Origin of the sequence: Solilutibacter silvestris (assembly GCF_002895945.1) — a bacterium.
Taxonomy (GTDB): Bacteria; Pseudomonadota; Gammaproteobacteria; order Xanthomonadales; family Xanthomonadaceae; genus Solilutibacter; species Solilutibacter silvestris.
This window is the reverse complement of the sequence record NZ_NPZB01000001.1, coordinates 698,652-723,033: the sequence shown is the minus strand read 5'-3', so window position 1 is coordinate 723,033 and position 24,382 is coordinate 698,652. Positions and strand designations below refer to the sequence as shown.

Annotated in this window: 27 protein-coding genes; 7 read left to right on the top strand and 20 right to left on the bottom strand. The window is 64.7% G+C overall.

The features are described 5' to 3' along the window. Position 1 precedes the first annotated feature (1 nt). Both Lysil_RS03255 and Lysil_RS03250 read left to right on the top strand, forming a co-directional pair. Positions 2 to 1,330 carry a sigma-54-dependent transcriptional regulator gene (locus Lysil_RS03255; RefSeq protein WP_103074120.1) on the top strand — a complete coding sequence of 443 codons (1,329 nt, stop codon included), beginning with the start codon at positions 2 to 4 and terminating at the stop codon, positions 1,328 to 1,330. Between the two features lies 1 nt (position 1,331). Next, the gene (locus Lysil_RS03250) at positions 1,332 to 2,639 is read left to right on the top strand and encodes a sensor histidine kinase (protein ID WP_425477112.1); all 1,308 of its coding nucleotides are present in this window, start codon (positions 1,332 to 1,334) and stop codon (positions 2,637 to 2,639) included. Here Lysil_RS03250 and glmU read toward each other — a convergent pair. Beyond that, on the bottom strand, positions 2,623 to 4,011 hold the full coding sequence (gene glmU / locus Lysil_RS03245; protein ID WP_103074119.1) for a bifunctional UDP-N-acetylglucosamine diphosphorylase/glucosamine-1-phosphate N-acetyltransferase GlmU: 1,389 nt from the start codon (positions 4,009 to 4,011) through the stop codon (positions 2,623 to 2,625). The genes Lysil_RS03250 and glmU overlap by 17 nt on opposite strands. A 122-nt stretch (positions 4,012 to 4,133) precedes the next feature. On the opposite strand from glmU, the gene Lysil_RS03240 reads away from it, so the two are divergent. Then, on the top strand, positions 4,134 to 4,556 hold the full coding sequence (locus Lysil_RS03240) for a GtrA family protein (protein ID WP_103074118.1): 423 nt from the start codon (positions 4,134 to 4,136) through the stop codon (positions 4,554 to 4,556). 60 nt (positions 4,557 to 4,616) lie between these two features. Here the strand turns inward: Lysil_RS03240 and Lysil_RS03235 are convergent, their stop codons facing one another. From Lysil_RS03235 to Lysil_RS03195, 9 genes are all read right to left on the bottom strand, one after another. Continuing rightward, positions 4,617 to 5,039 (bottom strand): F0F1 ATP synthase subunit epsilon, encoded by a 423-nt coding sequence (locus Lysil_RS03235; RefSeq protein WP_103074117.1) that lies wholly within the window; start codon positions 5,037 to 5,039, stop codon positions 4,617 to 4,619. Positions 5,040 to 5,048: 9 nt separating this feature from the next. Then, positions 5,049 to 6,467 carry a F0F1 ATP synthase subunit beta gene (atpD, locus tag Lysil_RS03230; protein ID WP_103074116.1) on the bottom strand — a complete coding sequence of 473 codons (1,419 nt, stop codon included), beginning with the start codon at positions 6,465 to 6,467 and terminating at the stop codon, positions 5,049 to 5,051. Between the two features lie 43 nt (positions 6,468 to 6,510). Next, a complete protein-coding gene (gene atpG, locus Lysil_RS03225) occupies positions 6,511 to 7,374 on the bottom strand; it encodes a F0F1 ATP synthase subunit gamma (RefSeq protein WP_103074115.1) in 864 nt (287 codons plus the stop codon). Positions 7,375 to 7,384: 10 nt separating this feature from the next. After that, on the bottom strand, positions 7,385 to 8,935 hold the full coding sequence (gene atpA / locus Lysil_RS03220) for a F0F1 ATP synthase subunit alpha (RefSeq protein WP_103074114.1): 1,551 nt from the start codon (positions 8,933 to 8,935) through the stop codon (positions 7,385 to 7,387). A gap of 51 nt (positions 8,936 to 8,986) precedes the next feature. Beyond that, entirely contained in the window at positions 8,987 to 9,514 is a 528-nt protein-coding gene (locus Lysil_RS03215) for a F0F1 ATP synthase subunit delta (protein ID WP_103074113.1), read from the bottom strand. A 7-nt stretch (positions 9,515 to 9,521) separates the two neighbouring features. Beyond that, on the bottom strand, positions 9,522 to 9,995 hold the full coding sequence (locus Lysil_RS03210; RefSeq protein WP_103074112.1) for a F0F1 ATP synthase subunit B: 474 nt from the start codon (positions 9,993 to 9,995) through the stop codon (positions 9,522 to 9,524). Positions 9,996 to 10,088: 93 nt separating this feature from the next. After that, positions 10,089 to 10,367, bottom strand: coding sequence for a F0F1 ATP synthase subunit C (gene atpE / locus Lysil_RS03205; protein ID WP_103074111.1), 279 nt, complete (start codon positions 10,365 to 10,367; stop codon positions 10,089 to 10,091). A 52-nt stretch (positions 10,368 to 10,419) separates the two neighbouring features. Beyond that, entirely contained in the window at positions 10,420 to 11,268 is an 849-nt protein-coding gene (gene atpB / locus Lysil_RS03200) for a F0F1 ATP synthase subunit A (protein ID WP_103074953.1), read from the bottom strand. Next, positions 11,268 to 11,651 carry an ATP synthase subunit I gene (locus Lysil_RS03195; protein WP_165782365.1) on the bottom strand — a complete coding sequence of 128 codons (384 nt, stop codon included), beginning with the start codon at positions 11,649 to 11,651 and terminating at the stop codon, positions 11,268 to 11,270. The genes atpB and Lysil_RS03195 overlap by 1 nt, the downstream gene beginning before the upstream one ends. Positions 11,652 to 11,874: 223 nt before the next feature. On the opposite strand from Lysil_RS03195, the gene Lysil_RS03190 reads away from it, so the two are divergent. Further along, entirely contained in the window at positions 11,875 to 12,159 is a 285-nt protein-coding gene (locus Lysil_RS03190) for a hypothetical protein (RefSeq protein WP_103074109.1), read from the top strand. 72 nt (positions 12,160 to 12,231) lie between these two features. Here Lysil_RS03190 and Lysil_RS03185 read toward each other — a convergent pair whose 3' ends face one another. The 6 genes from Lysil_RS03185 to Lysil_RS03160 all read right to left on the bottom strand — a co-directional run bounded on the left by Lysil_RS03185 (position 12,232) and on the right by Lysil_RS03160 (position 19,322). After that, positions 12,232 to 13,506 carry a Xaa-Pro dipeptidase gene (locus Lysil_RS03185; RefSeq protein ID WP_103074108.1) on the bottom strand — a complete coding sequence of 425 codons (1,275 nt, stop codon included), beginning with the start codon at positions 13,504 to 13,506 and terminating at the stop codon, positions 12,232 to 12,234. Positions 13,507 to 13,593: 87 nt separating this feature from the next. Then, positions 13,594 to 14,286, bottom strand: a complete 693-nt coding sequence (locus tag Lysil_RS03180; RefSeq protein ID WP_103074107.1) for an aspartate/glutamate racemase family protein — start codon at positions 14,284 to 14,286, stop codon at positions 13,594 to 13,596. Between the two features lie 3 nt (positions 14,287 to 14,289). Then, positions 14,290 to 16,056 carry a dihydrolipoyl dehydrogenase gene (lpdA, locus tag Lysil_RS03175; protein ID WP_103074106.1) on the bottom strand — a complete coding sequence of 589 codons (1,767 nt, stop codon included), beginning with the start codon at positions 16,054 to 16,056 and terminating at the stop codon, positions 14,290 to 14,292. Further along, on the bottom strand, positions 16,043 to 17,224 hold the full coding sequence (locus Lysil_RS03170) for a mechanosensitive ion channel family protein (RefSeq protein ID WP_103074105.1): 1,182 nt from the start codon (positions 17,222 to 17,224) through the stop codon (positions 16,043 to 16,045). Before Lysil_RS03170 ends, lpdA begins: the two co-directional genes overlap by 14 nt. A gap of 13 nt (positions 17,225 to 17,237) precedes the next feature. Continuing rightward, complete coding sequence (gene aceF / locus Lysil_RS03165) at positions 17,238 to 18,635, bottom strand: dihydrolipoyllysine-residue acetyltransferase (RefSeq protein ID WP_103074104.1); 1,398 nt, start codon at positions 18,633 to 18,635, stop codon at positions 17,238 to 17,240. Between the two features lie 87 nt (positions 18,636 to 18,722). Beyond that, positions 18,723 to 19,322, bottom strand: a complete 600-nt coding sequence (locus tag Lysil_RS03160; RefSeq protein WP_129588342.1) for a hypothetical protein — start codon at positions 19,320 to 19,322, stop codon at positions 18,723 to 18,725. A 19-nt stretch (positions 19,323 to 19,341) separates the two neighbouring features. On the opposite strand from Lysil_RS03160, the gene Lysil_RS03155 reads away from it, so the two are divergent. Both Lysil_RS03155 and Lysil_RS03150 read left to right on the top strand, forming a co-directional pair. Next, complete coding sequence (locus Lysil_RS03155; protein ID WP_103074102.1) at positions 19,342 to 19,824, top strand: YajQ family cyclic di-GMP-binding protein; 483 nt, start codon at positions 19,342 to 19,344, stop codon at positions 19,822 to 19,824. A gap of 4 nt (positions 19,825 to 19,828) precedes the next feature. Beyond that, a complete protein-coding gene (locus Lysil_RS03150) occupies positions 19,829 to 20,392 on the top strand; it encodes a DUF1415 domain-containing protein (RefSeq protein ID WP_103074952.1) in 564 nt (187 codons plus the stop codon). 10 nt (positions 20,393 to 20,402) lie between these two features. On the opposite strand, the gene Lysil_RS03145 is transcribed toward Lysil_RS03150, so the two are convergent. Genes Lysil_RS03145 through Lysil_RS03130 form a run of 4 tightly spaced genes read right to left on the bottom strand, consistent with a single transcriptional unit; the run spans position 20,403 to position 23,940 of the window. Then, positions 20,403 to 21,113, bottom strand: coding sequence for a pseudouridine synthase (locus tag Lysil_RS03145; RefSeq protein WP_103074101.1), 711 nt, complete (start codon positions 21,111 to 21,113; stop codon positions 20,403 to 20,405). Continuing rightward, positions 21,110 to 22,147 carry a class I SAM-dependent methyltransferase gene (locus tag Lysil_RS03140; protein WP_103074100.1) on the bottom strand — a complete coding sequence of 346 codons (1,038 nt, stop codon included), beginning with the start codon at positions 22,145 to 22,147 and terminating at the stop codon, positions 21,110 to 21,112. Before Lysil_RS03140 ends, Lysil_RS03145 begins: the two co-directional genes overlap by 4 nt. A 48-nt stretch (positions 22,148 to 22,195) precedes the next feature. After that, a complete protein-coding gene (locus Lysil_RS03135; protein ID WP_103074099.1) occupies positions 22,196 to 22,999 on the bottom strand; it encodes a M23 family metallopeptidase in 804 nt (267 codons plus the stop codon). Between the two features lie 2 nt (positions 23,000 to 23,001). Continuing rightward, complete coding sequence (locus Lysil_RS03130; RefSeq protein ID WP_425477144.1) at positions 23,002 to 23,940, bottom strand: L,D-transpeptidase family protein; 939 nt, start codon at positions 23,938 to 23,940, stop codon at positions 23,002 to 23,004. A 158-nt stretch (positions 23,941 to 24,098) separates the two neighbouring features. Between Lysil_RS03130 and Lysil_RS03125 the strand changes: the two genes are divergently transcribed. Next, a complete protein-coding gene (locus tag Lysil_RS03125; protein WP_103074097.1) occupies positions 24,099 to 24,335 on the top strand; it encodes a DUF3297 family protein in 237 nt (78 codons plus the stop codon). Positions 24,336 to 24,382: the final 47 nt, after the last annotated feature.

The following is a 24,382-nucleotide window of genomic DNA, read 5'->3' as shown; positions in this document are numbered from 1 at the left end:
CATGGCCACTGTTCTCGTCATCGATGACAACTCCAGCGTGATCACCGCGCTGGAATTACTGTTTTCACTCCACGGCATCGATGCCGTCGGCGCGACCACGCCGGATGCCGGCATCACGCGCATGATGCGCGGCGACATCGACCTGGTGATCCAGGACATGAATTTCGACGCCGACACCACCTCCGGCGACGAGGGCGCGGAATTGTTCCAGCGCCTGCATGGGCAATGGCCTGATGTCCCGGTGATCCTGCTGACGGCGTGGACCGAACTGGAACGCGCGGTCGAAGTGATCAAGGCCGGTGCCGCCGACTATGTCGGCAAGCCGTGGGACGATCACAAGCTGCTGACCACGGTCAACAACCTGTTGGAACTCTCGGAAGCGCGGCGCGAACTCTCGCGTTCCGCGCGCGTTGCCCGCGAACGCCGAGCATCGTTGTCGCGCGAACACGACTTGCGTGGCGTGATCTATGCCGACGATGCCACCGAGCGCGTGTTGAGCCTGGCCGTGCAGGTCGCGCGCTCGCCGTTGGCAGTGCTCATCACCGGCCCCAACGGCAGCGGCAAGGAAAAGATCGCGGAAATCCTCCACGCGAATTCCGGGCGCAGCGGCCCCTTCGTCGCGGTGAATTGCGGCGCGTTGCCGAGCGAACTGATCGAAGCCGAATTGTTCGGTGCCGAAGCGGGTGCCTACACCGGTGCCAACAAGGCACGCGAAGGTCGCTTCGAGGCCGCGGACGGCGGCACGCTCTTCCTTGACGAGATCGGCACCCTGCCCGCGGCTGGGCAAACGCGCTTGCTGCGCGTGCTCGAAACCGGGCGCTTCACTCGCCTCGGCAGCACGCGCGAGCGCAGCGTCGATGTGCGCGTGTTGAGCGCGACCAATGCCGATCTCGCCGCGATGATCCGCGACGGCACCTTCCGGCAAGACCTGTTCTACCGCCTCAACGTGATCGAACTGCGTTTGCCGCCGTTGTCCGAGCGCCCCGCCGACATCCTGCCGTTGGCGCGCCACTTTCTCGGCGCGGATCGCATGCTGGCTGCCGATGCCGAACGCGCGTTGCTGCGCCATCGCTGGCCGGGCAACGTGCGCGAATTGCGCAACGTCATGCAACGCGCTGGCCTGCTGACAACGGAGCAGGTGATCACTGCTGCCGCGCTCGATCTCCCAGAGCCCGATGTCATGCTCGATGCGCAGGAGATCCCCGCCGACGAAATCGTCCGGGTATTGCGCGACCACCATGGCGTAATCGCACAAGCCGCAGCGGAGCTCGGATTGACGCGCCAGTCGCTGTATCGCCGCATGGAGCGGCTCGGCATCCCGAGGCGCTGACATGGCCGCATTGCGCATATCGTGGCGGAATCGGGTGGCGGCGTTTGCGATGTTCTACGCGATCGTCGCGATCGTGGCCGCACTCGTCGTGCAATTGGAGACAGGTCGTCCGTGGCTGGCGCTGCTCACTGGCGCGATCATCGTCGCCGTCATGTTGCTGCACCTCAACCGACTCCACGCACGCATCCAGTCGCTCTATCGCGCGCTCGCCGGCAGCGTCGACAGCTTCCGCGACGGTGATTTCAGTTTCGGTATCGCCTGGCCGCACAACGACGAGGTGCGCGAGCTGGTCGCTGCCCACAACCAGCTTGGCCAGACCGTGCGCGAGCAACGCCAGGCACTGGTGCAGCGCGAACTGCTGCTCGATACCGTGGTGCAGAACACTCCGGTCGCGATCGTGCTGATCGACGCCACCAAACGCATCGTCCTCGGCAATCTTTCTGCTCGCAAGTTGCTCGGCGATGGCCGCAGGCTGGAGGGACGCTCGTTCGATGACTTGATCGCGGACACGCCGCCAGCATTGCGCAACGCCATTGCACAGAACGGCGATGCCCTGTTCGCGCTGGGTGACGGCGAGGACGACGACATCATCCACCTCTCGCGCCGGCGCTTCCGCCTCAACGGACGCCCGCATGAATTGTTCCTGCTGCGCCAGCTCACCGCCGAACTGCACCGCCAAGAAGTGCAGACGTGGAAGAAAGTGATCCGCGTGATCAGCCACGAACTCAACAATTCGCTGGCGCCGATCGCATCACTGGCGCATTCCGCCGGTGAAATGTTGAAGCGCGACCAGACCGCGCGATTGCCGGAAGCGCTGCGGGTGATCGAGGAACGTGCCCGCCACCTCGAGGAGTTCATCCGCGGTTATGCGCGCTTCGCGAAATTGCCGGCGCCGCGTCGCGAGGCGGTGGTCTGCGGTGACATGCTGCGCGGGCTGCAGGAGCAATTCGCATTCCGCTGGGATAGCGCGCATCGCGACGGCGTCCTGATGATCGATCGCGTGCAACTGGAGCAAGCGTTGCTCAACCTGCTGAAGAACGCGCACGAAGCGGGTGGCGCCGGGGAAGACGTCGCGCTCGAGGTGCGACGTCTGCCGAACGGCTGGCGACTGGACGTTCTCGATCGCGGCAAGGGCATGAGCGAAACCGTGATCTCGCAGGCGCTGCTGCCGTTCTATTCGACCAAGCGCAACGGCACCGGACTGGGCCTGGCATTGGCGCGCGAGATCGCCGAAGCGCATGGCGGCAGCCTGAGCCTGGCCAATCGCGGCGATGGCGGATTGATGGTGAGCCTCAGCCTGCCGGATTGATCGGCGGCTTCTTCACCGGTCGCTTCCAGCCGTGCAGGGTGCTCTGGCGTCCGCGCGCGACCGTGAGTTCGCCATCCGGCGCATCGGTGGTGATCACCGAGCCCGCACCGATGGTTGCGTTCTTGCCGATGGTGACCGGCGCCACCAGCGAACTGTTGGAACCGATGAACGCGCCGTCAGCGATCGTGGTGACGGACTTGTTCACGCCGTCGTAGTTGCAAGTGATCGTGCCGGCGCCGATGTTCACGCCCGCGCCGATCTCCGCATCACCGAGATAGGTCAGGTGATTGGCCTTGCTGCCGACGCCCATCGTGACTTTCTTGGTCTCGACGAAATTGCCGATATGCACGCCATCGGCCAGCACCGTGCCGGGACGCAGGCGCGCGAACGGCCCGATCTGCACCACACCCTCGCTCGTCACGCCCTCGAGATCGCAATGCGCACGGACTTCGCTGCCGGCGGCGAGATCGACATCCTTCAATCGCACGAACGGCCCGATCTTCACGCGATCACCGAGACGTACCTTGCCTTCGAACACCACGTCGACATCGATCTCGACATCGCGTCCGCATTCCACCGTGCCGCGCACGTCCACCCGCGCCACGTCGGCGAAACGCATGCCTGCTACGCATAGCGCGCGCACAGCGCGACGCTGGTACACACGCTCGAGCTGCGCCAGCTGCCACGGATCGTTGGCACCTTCGGTTTCCGCGGGATCGGCGACATGCACCATTTCCGCCGCGCTGAAATCGGCCGCGGCCTTGGCAAACACATCGGTCAGGTAATACTCGTTCTGCGCATTGCTGTTGGACAACTGTCCCAGCCAGCCGCGCAACGCACTGGCATCAGCGGTGATCACGCCGACGTTCACGGTGCGGATGCGTCTCTGCTCGGGCGTCGCGTCCTTTTCCTCGACGATCGCACCGATGCGGCCTTCGGCATCGCGGATGATGCGACCGTAGCCGGTGGGATCCTCGAGATCGGCGACCAGTCCCGCCAGCCGCCCGCGTTCGGCCAGCAGATGCTGCAATGTCTCGACGCGGAACAATGGCGCATCGCCGTACAGCACCAGCACGCGCGCACCGTCGGGCACCTGCGGCATCGCCTGCATCACCGCGTGGCCGGTGCCGAGCTGCTGCGCCTGTTCCGCCCATTGCAGGTCGGGCTGGTCGGCGAATGCCGCGCGCACCTTGTCGCCGCCGTGGCCGTAGACCACGTGGATGCCGGCGGGATGCAGCGCGCGCGCGGTGTCGGCCACATGTGCCAGCATCGGCCGGCCCGCAACCTTCTGCAGCACCTTGGGCGTGTCGGACTTCATCCGCTTGCCTTCGCCGGCGGCGAGGATGACCACATGCAAGGGGGCGTCGGGCATGCCACGGTTCCTGGAATCGGATCTGGCAGGCATTGTATCGACCGTGGCCGTACCGCTGTTTGCCCGATGCGGCAAAATGGCGCCATGCAGACTCATCCATCCCCGCCCGGACGCCCGCAGCGATGAGCTTCAAACGCCATGTGGGCGCCTATACCGCGATCGGAGCGGTCCAATGGGTGGTCGATTACCTGGTCACCGTCGCGCTCAGCAGCTGGCTGATGCCGCTCGAGCTGGCCAATATCTGCGGCCAGCTCAGTGGCGCCTTGCTCGGCTACTGGCTCAACGGCCTGTGGACGTTCGCCGACCACCAGCGCGGGCTCAGCCATGCGGCGATGACCCGCTTCATCCTGTCCTGGGTCTTGACCACCCTCGGCGATACCTGGGCGGTCGGCTTCGTCGGACACCAGTACGGCCTGCATGTGGCGTGGGCGTGGAAACCCGCGATCGATTTCGTGTTCGGCACGATCGGCTTCTTCGTGTCGCGGCATTGGGTTTACAACCGCAGGCATCCCCGTCCGATCGGCATCGCTTCCGATATCGAGTGATCCCCAAAACGAAAACGCCGGCGCGAGGCCGGCGTTTCCATCAAGCACGACGATGTTCCGTCAGTGCTTGAGGTTCTTGCGCAAACGCTCGATCGCCTGGAGCTGCGCCATGACTTCGGCCAGGCGCTTCTGTGCCTCGGCGACTTCCATCGCTTCGCCACGGTTGGCGAGGATGCGCTCGGCTTCTTCCTTCGCCGCGCGCACCTTGGCCTCGTCGATGTCCTGGGCGCGGATCGCGGTATCGGCCAGCACGGTGACGACGGTCGGTTGCACCTCGAGGATGCCACCACTGATGGCGAAATCGAGGTGTTCGCCCGACGCCGTGGTCACCACCACCTTGCCCGGCTTCAGGCGCGTGATCAGCGGCGCGTGGCGCGGCGCGATGCCGAGCTCCCCGACTTCGCCGGTGGCGACGACGAGGGTCGCCTCACCGCTGTAGATCTCGGCTTCGGCACTGACGATGTCGCAACGAATGGTCGCCATGTCGATTCCTCAGGCAGCCAGCTTCTTGGCCTTCTCGATGGCCTCGTCGATGCCGCCGACCATGTAGAACGCCTGTTCCGGGATGTCGTCGCACTCGCCGTCCACGATCATCTTGAAGCCGCGGATGGTGTCCTTCAGCGACACGTACTTGCCCGGCGAACCGGTGAACACTTCGGCGACGTGGAACGGCTGCGAGAAGAAGCGCTCGATCTTGCGCGCGCGCGACACCGCCAGCTTGTCCTCTTCGCTCAACTCGTCCATGCCGAGGATCGCGATGATGTCCTTCAGTTCCTTGTACTTCTGCAGCGTGGACTGGACCTTGCGCGCGACGTCGTAGTGCTCGTTGCCGATCACGTTGGGATCGAGCTGGCGCGAGGTCGAATCGAGCGGATCCACCGCGGGGTAGATACCCAGCGAAGCGATGTTGCGGCTCAGCACCACGGTCGCGTCCAGGTGGGCGAAGGTGGTCGCCGGCGACGGATCGGTCAAGTCATCCGCGGGCACGTACACGGCCTGGATCGAGGTGATCGAACCCTTCTTGGTCGAGGTGATGCGTTCCTGCAGCACGCCCATTTCCTCGGCGAGCGTCGGCTGGTAACCCACCGCGGACGGCATGCGGCCGAGCAGCGCCGACACTTCGGTGCCGGCCAGCGTGTAGCGGTAGATGTTGTCGACGAACAGCAGCACGTCGCGGCCTTCGTCGCGGAAGTATTCGGCGATGGTCAGGCCGGTCAGGGCCACGCGCAGGCGGTTGCCCGGCGGCTCGTTCATCTGGCCGTACACCATCGCCACCTTGGACTTCTCGTGGTCGACGACGTCGACGACGCCCGACTCCTGCATCTCGTGATAGAAGTCGTTGCCTTCGCGGGTACGTTCACCCACGCCGGCGAACACCGACAGGCCCGAATGCTCGGTCGCGATGTTGTTGATCAGTTCCATCATGTTGACTGTCTTGCCGACGCCGGCGCCGCCGAACAGGCCGACCTTGCCGCCCTTGGCGAACGGGCACATCAGATCGATCACCTTGATGCCGGTTTCCAGCAGCTCGGTGCTCGAGGACTGGTCTTCATAGCTCGGCGCCGCGCGGTGGATTTCCCACGTGGTGTCGGCCTTGACCGGGCCGGCTTCGTCGATCGGGTTGCCGAGCACGTCGAGGATGCGACCCAGCGTGCCCTTGCCGACCGGCACCGAAATGGCGCGACCGGTGTTGTCGGCGATCAGGTTGCGCTTGAGGCCGTCGGTGGAACCGAGCGCGATGCAACGCACGATGCCGTCGCCCAGCTGCTGCTGCACTTCCAGCGTGATCGCGGTGTTCTGCACCTTCAGCGCGTCGTACACCTTCGGCACGCTCTCGCGCGGGAACTCGACGTCGACGACCGCGCCGATGATCTGGACGATCTTGCCTTGGTTCGTGCTGGTGGTGTTCATGGGCTGTCCTGTTTCAAAGATGTCTTGTTGCATGGATGTCGGTTCAGACCGCGGCAGCGCCGCCCACGATCTCGGAAATTTCCTGAGTGATCGCGGCCTGGCGGGCCTTGTTGTAGACGAGGTTGAGCGTGTCGATCAGCTTGGTCGCGTTGTCGCTGGCGGACTTCATCGCCACCATGCGCGCGGCATGTTCGGACGCGATGTTTTCCATCACCGCCTGGTACACCAGCGATTCGACGTAGCGTTCCAGCACGTGTTCCAGCACCGTCTGCGCGTCGGGTTCGTAGATGTAGTCCCACGCATGCGGCGCCAGCGTCACGTCCGCCGCCGGCAGCGGCAGCAACTGGTCAAACGCGGCGCGCTGGACCATCGTGTTGACGAAATCGTTGTAGCAGAGGAAGACGCGATCGACCGTGCCGCTGTCGTACGCATCCAGCATCACCTTGATCACGCCGACCAGCTGTTCCACGTGCGGCGTGTCGCCGAGGTGGGAGACGCTGCCGAGCAGGTTGACCTTGACGCGGCGGAAGAACACCGACGCCTTCTGGCCGATGGTGACGACGTCGACCTCGACGCCCTGCTCGTTCCACTTGCGGATCTCGCCCAGCAGCTTGCGGAACAGGTTGTTGTTGAGGCCGCCGGCCAGTCCGCGATCGCTCGACACGATCACGTAGCCGACGCGCTTCACCTGCGCGCGCTCCACCAGGTAGGGATGGTGGAATTCGGGATTGGCCTGCGCCAGGTGCCCGATCATCTGCTTCATCGCCCGCGCGTACGGACGCGAGGCCTTCATGCGGTCCTGCGCCTTGCGGATCTTGGATGCGGAGACCATTTCGAGCGCGCGCGTCACCTTGCGGGTGTTCTGCACACTCTTGATCTTCGTCTTGATTTCGCGTCCGCCTGCCATGGTCGTTTCCTTACCAGGTGCCGGTCTTCTTGAAGTCTTCGATGCCGCGCTTGAACGCCGCTTCGATGTCGTCGTTCCAGTCGCCGCTGGCGTCGATCTTCTTCATCAGTTCGCCCTGCGTGTTGGCGAAATGCGCCTGCAGGCCTTCTTCGAAGGCGCCGATCTTGGCGACCGGCACATCGTCCATGAAGCCCTTGTCCACGGCGTAGATCGACAGCGCCTGCTCGGCGATCGACATCGGCGAGTACTGCTTCTGCTTCATCAGCTCGGTGACGCGCTGGCCGCGCTCGAGCTGCTTGCGGGTGGCTTCGTCGAGGTCGGAAGCGAACTGCGCGAACGCGGCGAGCTCACGATACTGCGCGAGCGCGATGCGGATGCCGCCCGACAGCTTCTTGATGATCTTGGTCTGGGCCGCACCACCGACGCGCGATACCGAGATGCCGGCGTTCACGGCCGGGCGGATGCCGGCGTTGAACAGATCGGTTTCCAGGAAGATCTGGCCGTCGGTGATCGAGATCACGTTGGTCGGCACGAACGCCGAGACGTCGCCGGCCTGCGTTTCGATGATCGGCAGCGCCGTCAGCGAGCCGGTCTTGCCCTTCACCGCACCGTTGGTGAACTTCTCGACATAGGCCTCGGACACGCGCGCGGCGCGTTCCAGCAGGCGGCTGTGGAGATAGAACACGTCGCCCGGATAGGCTTCGCGGCCCGGCGGGCGCTTCAGCAGCAGCGAGATCTGGCGATAGGCCACGGCCTGCTTGGACAGATCGTCGTAGATGATCAGCGCGTCTTCGCCGCGATCACGGAAGTATTCGCCCATGGTGCAGCCGGAGTAGGCGGCGATGTACTGCATCGCGGCCGATTCGGAGGCGCCGGCGGCGACCACCGTGGTGTAGGCCATCGCGCCGTTTTCTTCGAGCTTGCGCACGATGTTCGCGATCGTCGAATTCTTCTGGCCGATCGCCACGTAGATGCATTTGATGCCGGAATGCTTCTGGTTGATGATCGCGTCGATCGCCAATGCGGTCTTGCCGGTCTGGCGGTCGCCGATGATCAGCTCGCGCTGGCCGCGGCCGATCGGGATCATGCTGTCGACCGACTTGTAACCGGTCTGCACCGGTTGGTCGACCGACTTGCGCCAGATCACGCCCGGGGCGATGCATTCCACCGGCGCCGAGGTCTTGGCGTCGATGGGGCCCTTGCCGTCGATCGGCTCGCCCAGCGCGTTGACCACGCGGCCGAGCATTTCCGGACCGGTCGGCACTTCGAGGATGCGGCCGGTGGTCTTGGCCACGTCGCCTTCGCGCAGGTGCTCGTAATCACCCAGCACCACCGCGCCCACCGAGTCGCGCTCGAGGTTCAGCGCCAACGCGAAGGTGTTGTGCGGCAGTTCGATCATTTCGCCCTGCATCACGTCGGCCAGGCCGTAGATGCGCACGATGCCGTCGGCCACGCTGGTCACGGTACCTTCGTTGCGCGCCTCGGCGCCCAGCTTCACCTGCTCGATGCGGTTCTTGATCAGTTCGCTGATTTCGGACGGGTTGAGCGTCGTGGTTGCCATCGTCTATTCCTGTGTGCCGGCTATCGCCAGCGTTTGATTTGAATGCTTGAATCAGCCGGCCAGCGCGTTCTGCAGCCGCTGCAACTTGCCGCGCAACGAACCGTCGATCACCACTTCGCCGGCATCGATCACCGCGCCACCGATCAGCGACGCGTCGACCGCGGTTTCCACCTCGACCTCGCGACCGAAGCGGCGCTTGAGCGCAGCCTTGATCGACTCGAGCTCGCCGGCGGTCATCGCCGATGCGGAAGTGATCGTGGCGCGCACGATGTGTTCCGACTCGGCGCGCGCCTGCTCGAACAGGCCGGAAATTTCCGGCAGCACGGCAAGGCGGCCATTGGCAGTCAGCAACGCGAAGAAGTTGCGCATCGCCTCGCTCGCGCCTTCAGGCGCGACCAGGCGGGCGGCGTCCTCGCGGGTCAGGCGCGGATCGCCCAGCAGCGTGGCGGCCTGCGGATCGCCGGCAACATGTGCGGCGAACGCCAGCGCCTGCGACCACTGCGCGGTCTGGCCATCGTCGCGTGCCGCGATATAGGCGGCGCGGGCATAGGGCCTTGCGAGCGTCATCGACTTGCTCATGGCCGCCTCAGATCTCGGCGGCCAGTTCGTCCAGCAACGCCTTGTGGGCGGCCGGATCGATCTCGCGACGGAGCAGCTTCTCGGCACCACTCACCGCCAGCGACGACACCTGCTTGCGCAGATCCTCGCGGGCGCGGTTGGCGGAGGCGGCGATGTCGGCTTCGATCAGCGCCTTCTGGCGATTGCCTTCCTCGATCGCTTCGGCCTTGGAGGCCTCGACGATCTGGTTGGCGCGCTGGTGCGCCTGGTCGATGATCTCGTTGGCCTTGACGCGTGCGGCCTTGAGTTCTTCGTTGACCTTGTCCTGGGCGTCGGCGAGGTTCTTCTGCGCGTTGTCGGCCGCAGCCAGGCCTTCCGCGATCTTCTGCTGGCGGTCTTCGATGGCCTTGGTCAACGGCGGCCAAATGAACTTGACGGCGAACCAGACGAGGATCGCGAACGAGATCATCTGGCCCAGGAATGTCATCAGTGACGGATTCATGTCTTGCCCTGCGTGTCGTCGGTGCATGCCGCAGCGGTTGCCGCGGCACGTATTGCCGGTGCGCGAACGCTCATCGCGTCCGCGTGTCCGGAATCAACCGCCGGCGGCGGCCTTGGCGGCAGCGATCAGCGGGTTGGCGAACGCGAACATCATCGCCACGCCGACGCCGATCAGGAACGCGGCGTCGATCAGGCCGGCAAGCAGGAACATGCGGCCCGACAGCATCGGGGCGAGTTCGGGCTGGCGAGCGACCGATTCAAGGAACTTCGAACCCATGATGCCGATGCCGAGGGCGGCACCCATGGCGCCGAGACCGACGATGAGGCCGATGGCGATGGCGGTGAAGCCTTGCAGGTTGGCGATGAATTCCATGGTGTACTCCGTTTGGATTGCGAGGTTGTGGTTTAAGGGTTGAAACGTTGGATCAGTGGTGCTCTTGCGCCATCGCCAGATAGACGACGGTGAGCACCATGAAGATGAAGGCCTGCAGCAAGATGATCAGGATGTGGAAGATGCCCCAGCCGGCATTGATGAAGATCGCCGGCAGGAAGGTCACCCAGCTCATGAACAGGCCGGCGATCAGCATGAAGATCAGCTCGCCCGCGTACATGTTGCCGAACAGTCGCATGCCCAGGCTCACCGGCTTGGACAGCAGCTCGACCATGTTGAGGAAGAAGTTGGGTAGCGCCAGCACGATCTTGGCGAACAGGCCGTTGGCGTGGAAGGGCGCGGTGAACAGCTCCTTGGTAAAGCCACCGACGCCCTTGGCCTTGATCGAATAGAAGATGATCAGGAAGAACACCGACACGCTCAGCGCGAAGGTGGTGTTGACGTCGGCGGTCGGCACCATGCGCAGGAAGGTGTGGTGCGCGGTTTCCTGGCCGGCGCCCGCGGTGATCAGCGCGTTCGGTAGATCCAGCGGGATCAGGTCCATGGCGTTCATGAAGACCACCCAGACGAAGATGGTCAGCGCCAGCGGGGCGATGAACTTGCGATCGCCGTGGAAGGCATCGCGGACCTGGCCGTCGACGAACTCGATGACGATCTCGACGAAGGCCTGCATCTTGCCCGGCACGCCGGCCGTGGCCTTGCGCGCCTGCGTCCACATCAGGAACGATGCCAGCAGGCCCAGCAGCAGTGCGATCAGCCAGCTGTCGGCATGGAACGGGCCCAGCGCCGTCTGCTTCACGTTGTGGGTCAAGTGGTGAACGATGTATTCGGTAAGGCCACCGCCACCCGATTCGCCGCCACCGCCATTGCCTGGTTCAAGAATCACGCCGTGCGTCCTCGGTTCCACTGTCGTGCCGCAAGCAAAAACGCTGCGGCGGCCATTGCCGCACCCGCCAATACGGCAGGCGCCGGCAGTTTCCAGATCGCGATGGCCAGATACAGGCCCACCACGACCACACTCCACTTCAACATCGTCCCCAGCAGCAGGCGCATCAACCAGCCCGCTCCGCCCGGCACCCCGCCCGTGAACATCACGGCCGCGGCCGCCACGCCCCCGAGCAGCGTCGCCATCCCGCCCACCAGTGCCCCGGCGCTCGCTTGCGGCCCGGACAGGAGACAGATCAGGGCCAGCAGCAGCGTCACGGCGATCTGGTGGATCACCACCCGCTGTGCCAGCTGCCGACCTGCGGCAACGGAACTCGACACTAGATGACTCGGGTCAGGGAACGACCGACCGGCAATACGCACCGGCCTGTTTAGCCCAAAAAGTATAGCAGGCGTGAAGAATCCGTTTCAACCGAACCCCCATTCACCTCCGGGCAAGGGCGCCGCGCAGCGGATGAACAAACCGTCATCCTGCGGACGTATTGCGGCGAGCCCCGTCTCGCCTAGACTGGGCCTACCACTTCCACCCACCAGAGGTTTTCCCATGCGCCTGCTCTCTGCTCTTTCCCTGGCCGCCGCCCTCGCCCTGGCCAGCACCGCTTCCTTCGCACAGACGACCGCTCCGGCGACCGCTCCTGCCAAGTCCGCTCCGGCCGCTGCCCCGATGAAGGCTGCTGCCCCGGCTACCACCGCTGCGCCGGCCAAGAAGGCTGACGCCGTCCACTGCCGCGATGCCAAGGGCAAGTTCGAAAAGTGTGCCGTCGCCAAGCCCAAGGCCGAGCGTTGCCGCGATGCCAAGGGCAAGTTCACCAAGTGCGACAAGAAGTAATTCGCGACACGCTTGCGCAACAACAAACGGCCCCGCGAGGGGCCGTTTGCTTTGGTGGGGATGACGACGCTCTTACTGCACGGACTTGACCACTTCGCCGCCCTTCATCACGAAGGGAACGTGGGTGAACTGGCCGACATCATTCAGCGGATCGCCGTCGACGGCGATCATGTCGCCATAGCGACCGACGGCGATCGCCCCGACATCCTTGGAACGACCCAGCGCCTCGCCGGCATTGACGGTCGCGGCCTGGATCGCCTCCATCGGCGTCATCCCCCACTGCACCATGGTCGCGAACTGCTTGCCGTTGTCGCCGTTCGGGTAGACGCCGCCATCGCTGCCGAACACCATCTTCACTCCGGCGGCATGCGCGGCCTTGAAGGTCTCGCGCTGCTTGCGGCCGATCGCGCGCTCCTTCTCCAGCGATTCGGCGAACACGCCGTTCTTCGCGCCTTCGGCGAGGATGTAATCGTCGTTGTAGACGTCCATCGAGAACCAGGTACCGTGCTGCTTGGCGAGCTTGAACGATTCGGCATCGGCCAGGCTGCAGTGCTCGATGGTGTCGGCGCCGGCGCGGATGGCGTCGTTGATGCCGGCGGTGCCATGCGCATGCACCGCCACGCGCAGGCCGAGCTGGTGCGCCTCATCGACCAATGCCTTCATCTCCTCCAGCGAGTATTGCTGGCCGCCGACGGAATCGGTCTTGGAGAGCACTCCACCGGTGGCGCAGAACTTGATGACCTCGGCGCCGTACTTGCGCAGCTTGCGCACGGTGGCGCGGATCGCTTCCGGCCCATCGGCCACGGCGGGATTCGGCATCTGCATCGATGGCGGGAATTCGGTGGTGTCGCAATGACCACCAGTCGCGCCGATCGCATAGGTCGCGGGAACGATGCGCGGCCCCGGCACGTAGCCATGTTCGATCGCCTGCTTCAACGCGACGTCGTCGTAATTGCTGGAACCGACATTGCGCACGGTGGTGAAGCCGGCCTCGACGGTTTTCCTGGCACTGGCGACACCCACCACGGTCCAGAAGTTGTCGGTGAATTCCAGGCCGCGATAACCGCTGATGGTCGGGTCCAGGGTCAGGTGGACGTGCATGTCGATCAGGCCCGGCAACAGCGTGCGCGAACCAAGGTCGATGCGGCGCGCGCCGGTGGGAATGGCATCGCCCTGATGACCGACCGCAGTGATGCGGCCATCGGTGACGACGACTTGCGGGCGATCCACCACGCGCCCGGCGACGACATCGATCATTTTCGCGGCGCTGACGACCACGGTGTCGGCGCGAACGGGTGCGACCACCGCCAATCCCAGCATCAACCCAAGCAACGACAGAATGCGCATGCAAAACCCCGAATGGAAAACGATCCCCGCATCATTACCAACACGCCGTACGCGGACAAGCGGCGTGCCACCTACCTATCTACCACTTCAGCCAGCCAGCGCCCAGTCTGCGGCGGCTTCGGCATGGATGCGTGCGGTATCGAACAACGGCACGCTGGCATCGCGACCGTCGATCAGCAGTCCGATCTCGGTACAAGCGAGGATGACACCCTGCGCGCCGTCGGCGACCAGTCCGGCGATGATCGTGCGGTAGGCATCGCGCGAGGCATCAAGGATGCGGCCTACGCATAGTTCCTCGTAAATGATGCGATGGACGGTATCGCGCGCTGGTGCATCCGGCACCATCACCGCGATGCCGGCCGCCTCGATGCGCTCGCGCAGGAACGGCTGCTCCATGGTGTAGCGGGTGCCGAGCAGGGCCACGCGCTGCAGCCCCGCCGCGTGGATACGCTGCGCGGTCGCATCGGCGATGTGCAACAGGGGCAACCCGGTCGCGGTTTCGATCGCCGGGGCGACAAGGTGCATGGTGTTCGCGCACACCACGATCGCTTCGGCACCGGCCGCGCGCAAGCCGCGCGCGGCGTCGGCCAGCATCGTGCCAGCCCTGTCCCACTCGCCATTGCGCTGCAGGATTTCGAGCTCGGCGAAATCGATGCTGTGCAGCACCAGCTTCGCCGAATGCAGACCACCCAGCCGGTCGCGCACCTGCTCGTTGATGATGCGGTAGTACGGCACGGTCGATTCCCAACTCATGCCGCCGATCAGGCCAAGCGTCCGCATCGACTACTTCTTCTTCGGAATGTAGAGATCGGTGATGGTGCCGTCATAGACCTCGGCGGCCATGCCCACCGATTCGCCCAGCGTGGGATGCGGATGGATGGTGTGGCCGATGTCCTCGACCTCGCAGCCCATCTCGATCGCCAGCGCGACTTCGCTGATCAGTTCGCCGGCGTGCACGCCGACAATCCCGCCGCCGATCACGCGGTGCGTCGCTTCATCGAAAATGAGTTTGGTGAAGCCTTCGGTGCGACCGAGACCGATCGCGCGACCGGAAGCCGCCCACGGGAACTTGCCGACGCCGATCTTCAAGCCCTTGGCCTTGGCCTCGGTTTCGCTGACGCCTACCCAGGCGATTTCCGGATCGGTGTAGGCGACGCTCGGGATCACCCGCGCCACCCATTCCTTTTTCTCGCCGGCGATCACTTCCGCCGCGAGCTTGCCTTCATGCGTGGCCTTGTGCGCCAACATCGGCTGTCCGACCAGATCGCCGATCGCGAAGATGTTCGGCACGTTCGTGCGCATCTGCGCATCGACCGGAATCAATCCGCGTTCGCCGACGGTGACGCCGGCTTTCTCGCAGCCAAGTTTGCCGCCATTGGCGCTGCGACCCACCGCGACCAGCACGCGATCGAACACCTTCGTCTCGGGAACGCTGTCGCCTTCGAAGCTGCATTCGATGCCCTTCTTGCCGGCCTTGGCATCGGTGACCTTGGTCTGCAGATGCACCTTGACGCCCTGCGTCTTGAGGCGCGCTGCCAACGGCTTGACCAGATCGGGATCGGCGCCGGGAATCAGTTGCGGCATGAATTCGACAACGGTGACTTCACTGCCGAGACCGCGATACACCGTCGCCATTTCCAGGCCGATGATGCCGCCACCGACCACCAGCAATGTTTTCGGCACGTCGGCGAGATCGAGCGCGTCGGTGGAATCCATCACGCGCTTGTCGTCCCACGGGAAACTCGGCAACTTCACCGCCTGCGAACCGGCGGCGATGATGGCGTGTGCGAACGACAGCGTCTGCGTCTTGCCATCGGCATCGACAATGGACAGCGTGTCGGGCGATGCGAACTTCGCCGTGCCCTGCATCACCTGCACCTTGCGCTGTTTCGCCATGCCGGCGAGGCCCTTGGTGAGCTGGCCGACCACCGAATCCTTGTAGCCACGCAACTTGTCGAGGTCGATCTTCGGTGCGCCGAACGTGACGCCATAGGCGTTGGCGTGCGCGGCTTCATCGATCACTTCGGCGGCGTGCAGCAGCGCCTTCGACGGAATGCAGCCGACGTTGAGACAGACGCCACCGAGCGTGACGTAGCGTTCGACCAGCATCGTTTTCAGGCCGAGATCGGCAGCGCGGAAGGCGGCGGTGTAACCACCGGGACCGGCGCCGATCACCACCACGTCGCAATCGAAGGAATGATTGGCGGTGGGTGCGGGAGCTGCCGCAGCGACAGGTGCGGGAGCGGGAGCGGACGGTGGCGCAGCGGCCGCGGGAGCCGGCGTCGCAACCGCGGCTGGTGCAGGTGCGGCCGCTTGCGATTCGATGATGGCGATGACATCGCCGGTCGAGACGGCATCGTTCAATTTCACCTTCAATGACTTGACCACGCCGGCGACAGACGATGGCACTTCCATCGTCGCCTTGTCGGATTCGAGCGTGACCAGCCCCTGGTCCTTGGCCACGGTATCGCCGGGCTTCACCAGCAATTCGATCACCGGCACGCCATCGTGGCCACCGATATCCGGCACCTTCACTTCAATCTCGGCCATCGTGGTTCTCCTTCGATCCTGGTTTTCTGAGGGTGGTTCGCGTCATGCTTTCGCGCACGGCACGCATCTGGTCTTCGCGAATGCCGCGCTCGGCATCGGCCTGGGCATCGTTGCGCGCCAGCGCTTCGCGTTCGACCGGCTGCAAGTCGTCGCCCGGGCCGCCATCGACCACTGGCGCGATGGTTTCACCGCGCAGCGCGCGGATGGCATCGGTGCCTTGCAGGCCGAACAGGCTGCGCAGGTTGAGATCACGCTGCGGGAACGGGCGCTCGATGCCGTGCTTCTTCAGCGCGCTATCGAGTTCCCACAGGTAGGCGGCGCGGATCGCGGCGTTGCGGCGCGCGGCGTCTTCGGTCAGCCACACCGCCAGCACGAACTGGACCGCGCTCTCGCCGAAATCGACCAGCCACACCTGCGGCGCCTGCGGCCCTTCGTTGGCGAGGGTAAACGGCACGTTGGCGGCGGCTTCCAGTGCGGCCTTCTTCACCAGTTCCTTGTCGACGCCATAGCTCACCGAGAACGGCACGCGGATGCGCCGATTCACCGATCCGTGCGTCCAGTTCACCACGCGCTTGTTGATGAATTCCGAATTGGGCACCAGCACGTCGATGTTGTCGTTGGTGGTGACGCGGGTGGCGCGGATGTTGACTGCGCGCACGGTGCCGCGCACATCCTTGTCGAGCTCGACGAAATCGCCGACTTTCAGCGAACGGTCGAACAGCAGGATCAATCCGGAAATGAAGTTGCTGAAGATCGCCTGCAGGCCGAAGCCGAGACCGACGCCCAACGCGCCGGCGAACACGGTGAACTTGCCCAGCGGGATGCCGAGCATGTTGAGTGCGACCAGAAACGCGGTGATCAGCAGGACGTAGTGGACGACCCGCGACAACGTATAGATGGTGGCGCGTTCGCTGACGCCATGTTGCTGCTCGCCGAAACGGTAGAGCCAGCGTTGCAGGAAACGCGACAGGGTGAGCCCGATCAGCAGTGCCAGCAGCGCACCGACCAGGCCACCGACGGTGATGTCGAAACCACCGGCGTGGACGAGTCGGTAATCGAAGATCGGTTGCAGGTCGGTCCAGCTGCGCGACGCCGCGTCGCCGGCCGCCTCGCGCACGCGGTCGCCGGTGTCGTGCAGTCGATCGCGCAGCGGCGGAGCCTCGGGCATGGCCGTCAAACGGTCACAGCATCGCGCGACGCATGTCGGCCAGCACCTGCGCCAGGTAGCTGGTGAAACGCGCCGCCAGCGCGCCATCGATCACGCGGTGGTCGTAGCTCAGCGACAGCGGCACCATCATCCGCGGCTGGAAGGCCTTGCCGTCCCACACCGGCTGCATGTCCGACTTCGAGACGCCGAGGATCGCCACTTCCGGCGCATTGATGATCGGGGTGAACGCGGTGCCGCCGATGCCGCCCAGCGAACTGATGGTGAAGCAGCCACCCTGCATCTGGTCGGGCTTGAGCTTGCCATCGCGCGCCAGCGCAGCGAGATCGCCCATCTCCTGCGCGATCTGCATCACGCCCTTCCGATCGGCATCGCGCAACACCGGCACGACGAGACCGTTCGGCGTGTCGGCGGCGAAACCGATGTTGAAATACTTCTTCAGCACCAGGTTGTCGCCATCGAGCGAGGCGTTGAAGGTCGGGTACTTCTTCAGTGCGGCAACGCAGGCCTTGATCATGAAGGCGAGCATCGTCACCTTGCCGGCCTTGCCCGCGGCGATCGCCTTGGCGTTCTCGTTGTTCAAGGCAACGCGCAACTCTTCGAGCGAGCTGATGTCGGCGCGATCGAACTGGGTGACGTGCGGGATCATCGCCCAGTTGCGCGCGAGGTTGGCACCGGAAATCTTCTGGATGCGCGACAGTGGCTTGGCTTCGATCTCGCCGAACTTGCTGAAATCGACCTTGGGCCACGGCAGCAGATCGAGCCCGCCGCCACCACCGGTCGCGGCAGGTCGCGTCGCGCCGCCGCCGGCCAGCGCCGACTTCACGAATTGCTGCACGTCCTCGCGGGTGATGCGGCCCTTGTCGCCGCTGCCCTTCACCTGCAACAGGTCGACACCGAGCTCGCGCGCATACAAGCGGACCACCGGACTCGCGTAGGGCACCTTGTCCGGCATCACTGCATCGGCATCGAAACGCACCGGCGGCAAGCCGGCACCCGAGGCATGCGCCGTCTGCGGCGGACGCGGCGCGGCGGTCTCGTTGCTGGCGATCGATTCCTGCGTGAGCATGTCGGGCGTCGCTGACACCTCGACCGGCTGCACCGTGCCGACGACTTCGGAATTGGCGACCAGCGGCGCCGCGACCGGTTCGGCGCGCGGCGGTTCACCCGCACCCTGCGCTTCGATCACCGCGACCACGGCGCCTTGCGAGACGTTGTCGCCGAGCTTGACGCGCAATTCCTTGATGACGCCCGCGAACTCCGCAGGCACTTCCATCGTCGCCTTGTCGGACTCCAGCGTCACTAGACCCTCGTCCTTGGCGACGGTATCGCCCACCTTCACCAGCAATTCGATGACGGGGATATCGTGGTAGTCACCGATATCGGGGACGCGGGATTCCTTGAGATCGGCCATGGCGTGCTCCGGGCAGTGGAACCCCCATTTGGCCATATTTCACGCGTCCGGACAAACGAAAGTCGGCGGTGGGAAATATGATCCGGGTCAAATTTGACGGTATAGCCGCCGATGGCCATGCCGCAGCCGCGCCCGCAGCGCCCAACTCCACGCGAAGTAGTGGCCCAACAGCAAGCCACCAAATGCGAACAGGCTGTCGGGGCGCAGCAGCCACGGGCCATCCATCACGGCCGGATGCAGGGTGAATCCATATTTCCACGCCTGCCACATCCCCAGCGCCAGACGCCCTGCCACCAGCACCGTCAGCAGCAATGCGATCAACGCATGCGGCTGGACATGGAGATGGTGGCCCTGCCATTCCAGTCGCGACGTCCACAGATTGAGCAGACCGAGGGCAAACCCGACCGCCAGCCCGATGCACGCCGACGCGAAGGCATCATCCAGCCAGCGTTGCGCCAGCGCTGCACCGATCAGGAAGCTGGCCAGCGAAACCAGCAATGCCCAGGCATTCGCCCCGGCGACCCATGGAATCACCCGTCGCCGCGACTTGCCATGGCGATAGCGCTGCAACAACGACAACGGCAGCAGCAACGCCCACAGCAGGACGAGTCCGAGGATGAGCAAGGGCACCAGCAACAAGGGCATGCCGCGATGGTAGTGGCAGTCGGGCTGGTAACCTGTATGCATCGGTTTTCCGGAGCCTTCCATGCCATCGTTCGACATCGTTTCCGAAGTGGACGTCCACGAACTCACCAACGCGGTCGACCAGGCCAATCGCGAGTTGTCGACGCGCTTCGACTTCAAGGGCGTGGAGGCCACGTTCACCCTCGACGACAAATCCATCGCGCTATCCGCGCCGAGCGAGTTCCAGTTGCAGCAGATGAGCGACATCCTGCGGGCGCGGCTGACGGCGCGGAAGATCGATCCGCGTTGCCTGGAACCGGGCGACGTCGAAACCAATGTCGCCGGCGCGCGCCAGACGATCACCGTCAAGCAGGGCATCGAGCGCGAGTTGGCGAAGAAGCTGCAGGCGGCGATCAAGGACGGCAAGCTCAAGGTGGAAGCGCAGATCAACGGCGAGAAATTGCGAGTGACCGGCAAGAAGCGCGACGACTTGCAGGCGGCGATGGCACTGTTGCGCGGCCAGGAATTCGAACGCCCGCTGCAGTTCGACAACTTTCGTGATTGATCCGATGAGCGACACCGGCACGCCTGCCATCGACGATGCCGCGGTCGAAGCCGACATCCGTCGCTGGATCGAGCGCGCGGTGATCGGGTTGAACCTGTGTCCGTTCGCGAAAGCGGTGTGGGTGAAACAGCAGGTGCGGATCGTGGTCAGCGATGCCAGCACGGAAGCGGCATTGCTGGAACAGCTGGGCGAGGAGTTGTTGTTGTTGCGCGACACCCCGGCGGAAACCATCGACACGACGTTGCTGGTGCATCCGCAGGTGCTGGAAGATTTCCTCGACTACAACGATTTCCTCGAGAGCGCCGATGCGCTGGTTGAATCGCTGGAGCTGGATGGCGAGTTGCAGGTCGCGAGTTTCCATCCGCACTACCAGTTCGCCGGCACTGCGCCCGAAGACCCCGAGAACCTGACCAATCGCGCGCCGTGGCCAACGTTGCATCTGTTGCGCGAGGCCAGCATCGATCGCGCGGTCGCGGCCTACCCGGATCCCGATGCGATCATCGAACGCAATATCGCGACGGTGACGGCGCTGGGCGCGGAGGGATATCGGAAGTTGCTGGCGGAGTAAGCGCGCTCAGTCACTGGGCAAACAACCGCACCCGCTCGTCATCGCCCAGCAAGCGCCACTCGCCTTCCGGCAAGCCACCAAGTTCCAGCCCGCCGATGCGCTCGCGATGCAGCGCCTCGACGTGATTGCCGACCGCCACGAACATCCGCCGCACCTGGTGGTAACGGCCTTCGTGCAAGGTCAGTCGCGCGTCACGCGGCCCCAATACCTCGAGTTCCGCAGGCAACAGCAGCGTCTGCTCGCCCTCCAGCATCAACGTGCCGCTGGCGAAGATCGCGCCTTCATCGCCACGCAGGTCGCTGGCCAGATGCGCGCGATAGATCTTCGGCAATTTCGATTTCGGCGCGATGATCCGGTGCAGCAGCGTGCCGTCGTCGGTCATCAACAACAGGCCGGAAGTGTCGCGATCGAGCCGTCCCACCGGCGACACCAGCGGATCGCGATGGCGAAAGCGGCGCGGCAGCAGGTCGTAGATCAAGCGCCCCTTGTCCTTGGTCGAACAGGTGTAGCCGGTCGGCTTGTTGAGCATCAACAGCAGGCCGGGTGCGGGATCGAGCGCTTCGCCATCGATGCGGATGTCGTCGTGGGCGCGGACGTCATCGCCATACAAGGTTTCGCCGGCGGCATCGGCGACATGACCATCGGCGAACAATCCCAACACCTCGCGACGACTGCCGTAGCCGAGATTGGCGAGATAGCGCAACAGTTTGACCCGGCTCATCGGTGCGGCTCCGCGGCGTGCAGCACCTTGAAGCCGGCGTGCGTGGCCACCGCATCGACACGTGCAAAGCGCTTTGCCAACACCTCTTCATAGGGCAAATGCGCGTTCGCCACCATCCACAACGCGCCACGTCGCTGCAAGGCATCGGCGGCGACGTCGATGAAGCGCTGGCCGAGCTCTGGGATGCCGCGCTTGCCGGTGAGATGGAAGGGCGGATTCATCACCACCGCATCGAAACGTTCGCTCACGCCGGCGGCGATGTCATGCCAGTGATATGCCGTGTCGACATTGGCATCCCCGAGGTTGCGCTTCGCCAGTTGCAGCGCGCGATGGTCGGCTTCGTAGAGATCGATCTTGCGCGCCTGCTGGCAATGGCGCGCCACGTGCCGCGACAGCACGCCGCTGCCGGCGCCGAAATCGGCGATGGTTCCGGCAAGATTGGCGGGAAGATGCATCATCAGCAAGGCGCTGGCGGGATCGATGCCATCGGCGGAAAACACCCCGGCCTGCGTCCACAATCCGTCATCGCGACGTCGTGGTTCGGCCGCACGCAGCCATTCGTCCGCGATCGCATGATCGACCGACCGCGGCGATGCCCAGACGACGCGACACTTGTGCTTCGACAAGACGTTGCCGCCGCCGAACAGTCGCATGAAATCCGCTTCCAGCGATTTCGCGCCTTCGTCGTTGCTCGCGCTCGCAACGATCTGTCCATCGGACGCGCACAACACGGCCGCGCGCGCCAGCAAGGCACGATTCCATGCACGGGCACGCGATGCCAGCAACAACACCAGCGGTTGTGATCCCGCTGCGATGCCGTCGTCATCGCCATGCGCCTCCGCGCCCGCGCGCACCAGCGCGTCGAAATCGGGGCGGAACGGTTGAACGCACGCCAAGGATCGCCCGTTTGCCGGCAACGGCGCACGCGCGTTGAGGAACAAACCGGGGTTGGCGGGCTTGTCGACGTTCGGCAGCGCGATGCGACCGCTATCGAGCGGCAGCCACAATGCCTGCAGGGCGGGATCGTTCTTCACACCAGCGCATCCGCTAGAAAGATGACTAGTGTGCCGGAAGCGCGGAGATCAGGGCTGGGGTGTCGGTGCAGTCGTGCCCTTCGCCGCGCCACCCAGCAATGGATAGGGATTGATGGCGCTGCCCTTCCACCATTGTTTTTCCGGCCCCAGCACCATGATCGCGAAATGCAGATGCGGCGCGCCGGCGCTGGCATTGCCGGTACTGCCGACCTGGCCGATCACGTCACCCCGCTTCACGGCCATGCCCTCGTGGATGCCGGGCGCATAGGCTTGCAGATGCGCGTAGTAATAGACGATCGCACCGGTGTCGTCGTATTGGTACAACGTGGTGCCGCCGAGTTTGCTCTGGAACAGTTTGGCGACCTTGCCATCGGCGGCGGCGAGCACCGGCGTGCCGGCCGGCGCCATGATGTCGATGGCATCGTGCACGCGGCCGCTGCCACGCGCGTCACTGTAGGTGTCCTGCAATTGTCCGGGCTGGATGCCCTGCACCGGGATGATCAGCCGGCTGCCATCCAGCACCGGCGCTTCGTTCGCATTCGTCGTCGCTGCGGCGGAATCGAATTGTCCGGCGGGCGCATCCACTGGCGGGCCAGGAAGCGGCGTCGATCCAGTCGGTTGCGCGGGTGGATTGGCGGGATCGACCGCAGCCGGCACTGCGACGACATCGGCGATGCCGCCGCGCAATGAGGGCTGCGCGCCAATCCACAGATAGACGGAAATGCCACCGATCACCACGCCGATGGCGATCAGCAACAAGCCCCGGATCAGGCGGGTGAAGATGCCGACCTCGCCGGTGTTCGCGGTCGTGGTCGTGTCGGGATTGCGATCGGGATCGATGTTCGTGTCCATGGTTACTCCTGCAATTTCACCGGCGTTCCCGCGGCCACTGTACCCGCCACCTCCAGCGCCGACCAGTTGGTCATGCGGATGCAGCCGTGCGATTCGGTCTTGCCGATGCGGGACGGTTCGGGCGTGCCATGGATGCCGTAGTGTTCCTTGGAGAGATCCATCCACACCACGCCGACAGGATTGTTGGGGCCGGCCGGGATCGTCGCCTTGCGGTCGCTGGCCTTGGCATCCCAGAACAGCTGCGGGTTGTAGTGGAACACCGGATCGCGCGCGATGCCGGTGATCTTCCACTCGCCGATCGGCAGCGGATCATGTTCGCTGCCACTGGAGACCGGGAACTGCGCGTAGACCTTGCCCGCGCCATCGACCAGCAACAGCAGCGACGCGGATTTGTCGACGATCACGCGCGCCGCCTTCGGCAACGCCGAAAGATTCTGCACGTTCGGCACGTTCAACACCGTGCCGGCGGTGAACGCCTTGCCGGGATTCAGCGCCTTCAACAAGGCCGGGCTGCAGTGGAATTTTTCGCCAAGCGCCTCGGCCACGCTGGCGTAGCCCATCGCCTTCATGCGCGCCTGCGCGGCCATGCTCGACGGAATGCGCACGAACGGGCCCTTCACGTCTGTATCGGTGAGCGTGTACTGGACGATCGCATCGCCTTGCTGCTGCAATGCCGTCCAGGTCGCGTCATCCATCACTCCGCCGGGGTTGATTCCCTGCGCCAACTGGAACCCGGCGATGGCCTCGCGGGTGTTCGTGCCGCCGGCGCCGTCGATCTCGCCGGGAGAAAAGTGCGCGCGTTCCAGCAGGATCTGGGCGCGCAGGGCCGCGGCCCTGCCGGTGGTGGCGGCATTGATCGTCGAGGCGTCCATGGGGCCGGCGGGTGCTGCCGCGACGACGCGCAGGGGCAGCACAGCGCCGAGTGCGATGGCACAGGCCATGGCGCGGGCATTGGTGTTGCGGAACATGGGAATCCTCGTGTCCAAGCCTGCCCGCATGGTCGCCGACCCCTGAGCGATGCTGCGTGAAATCATCGCCGGAAGATGAAACTGGCCTTCAGGCTCCGTATCCTGTGCACTTTCCTTCGCCGAGATTCGCCATGACCGACGCCCCGCCCGACCATCTCAGCAACGATCCGCGCAGCAAGTTCCATGATCCCGACATGCTGGAACGCGGCGTCGGCATCCGTTTCAACGGCGTCGAGCGCACCAATGTCGAAGAATATTGCGTGAGCGAGGGCTGGATCCGGGTCGCGATGGGTCGCGCACTGGATCGTCGTGGCCAACCGATGACGATGAAGATCAAGGGCAACGTCGAGGCGTATTTCCGCACCTGAACAGCAACCCCGGCGCGGATCCGCCGCTCACGCCGGGTTACGGCCAC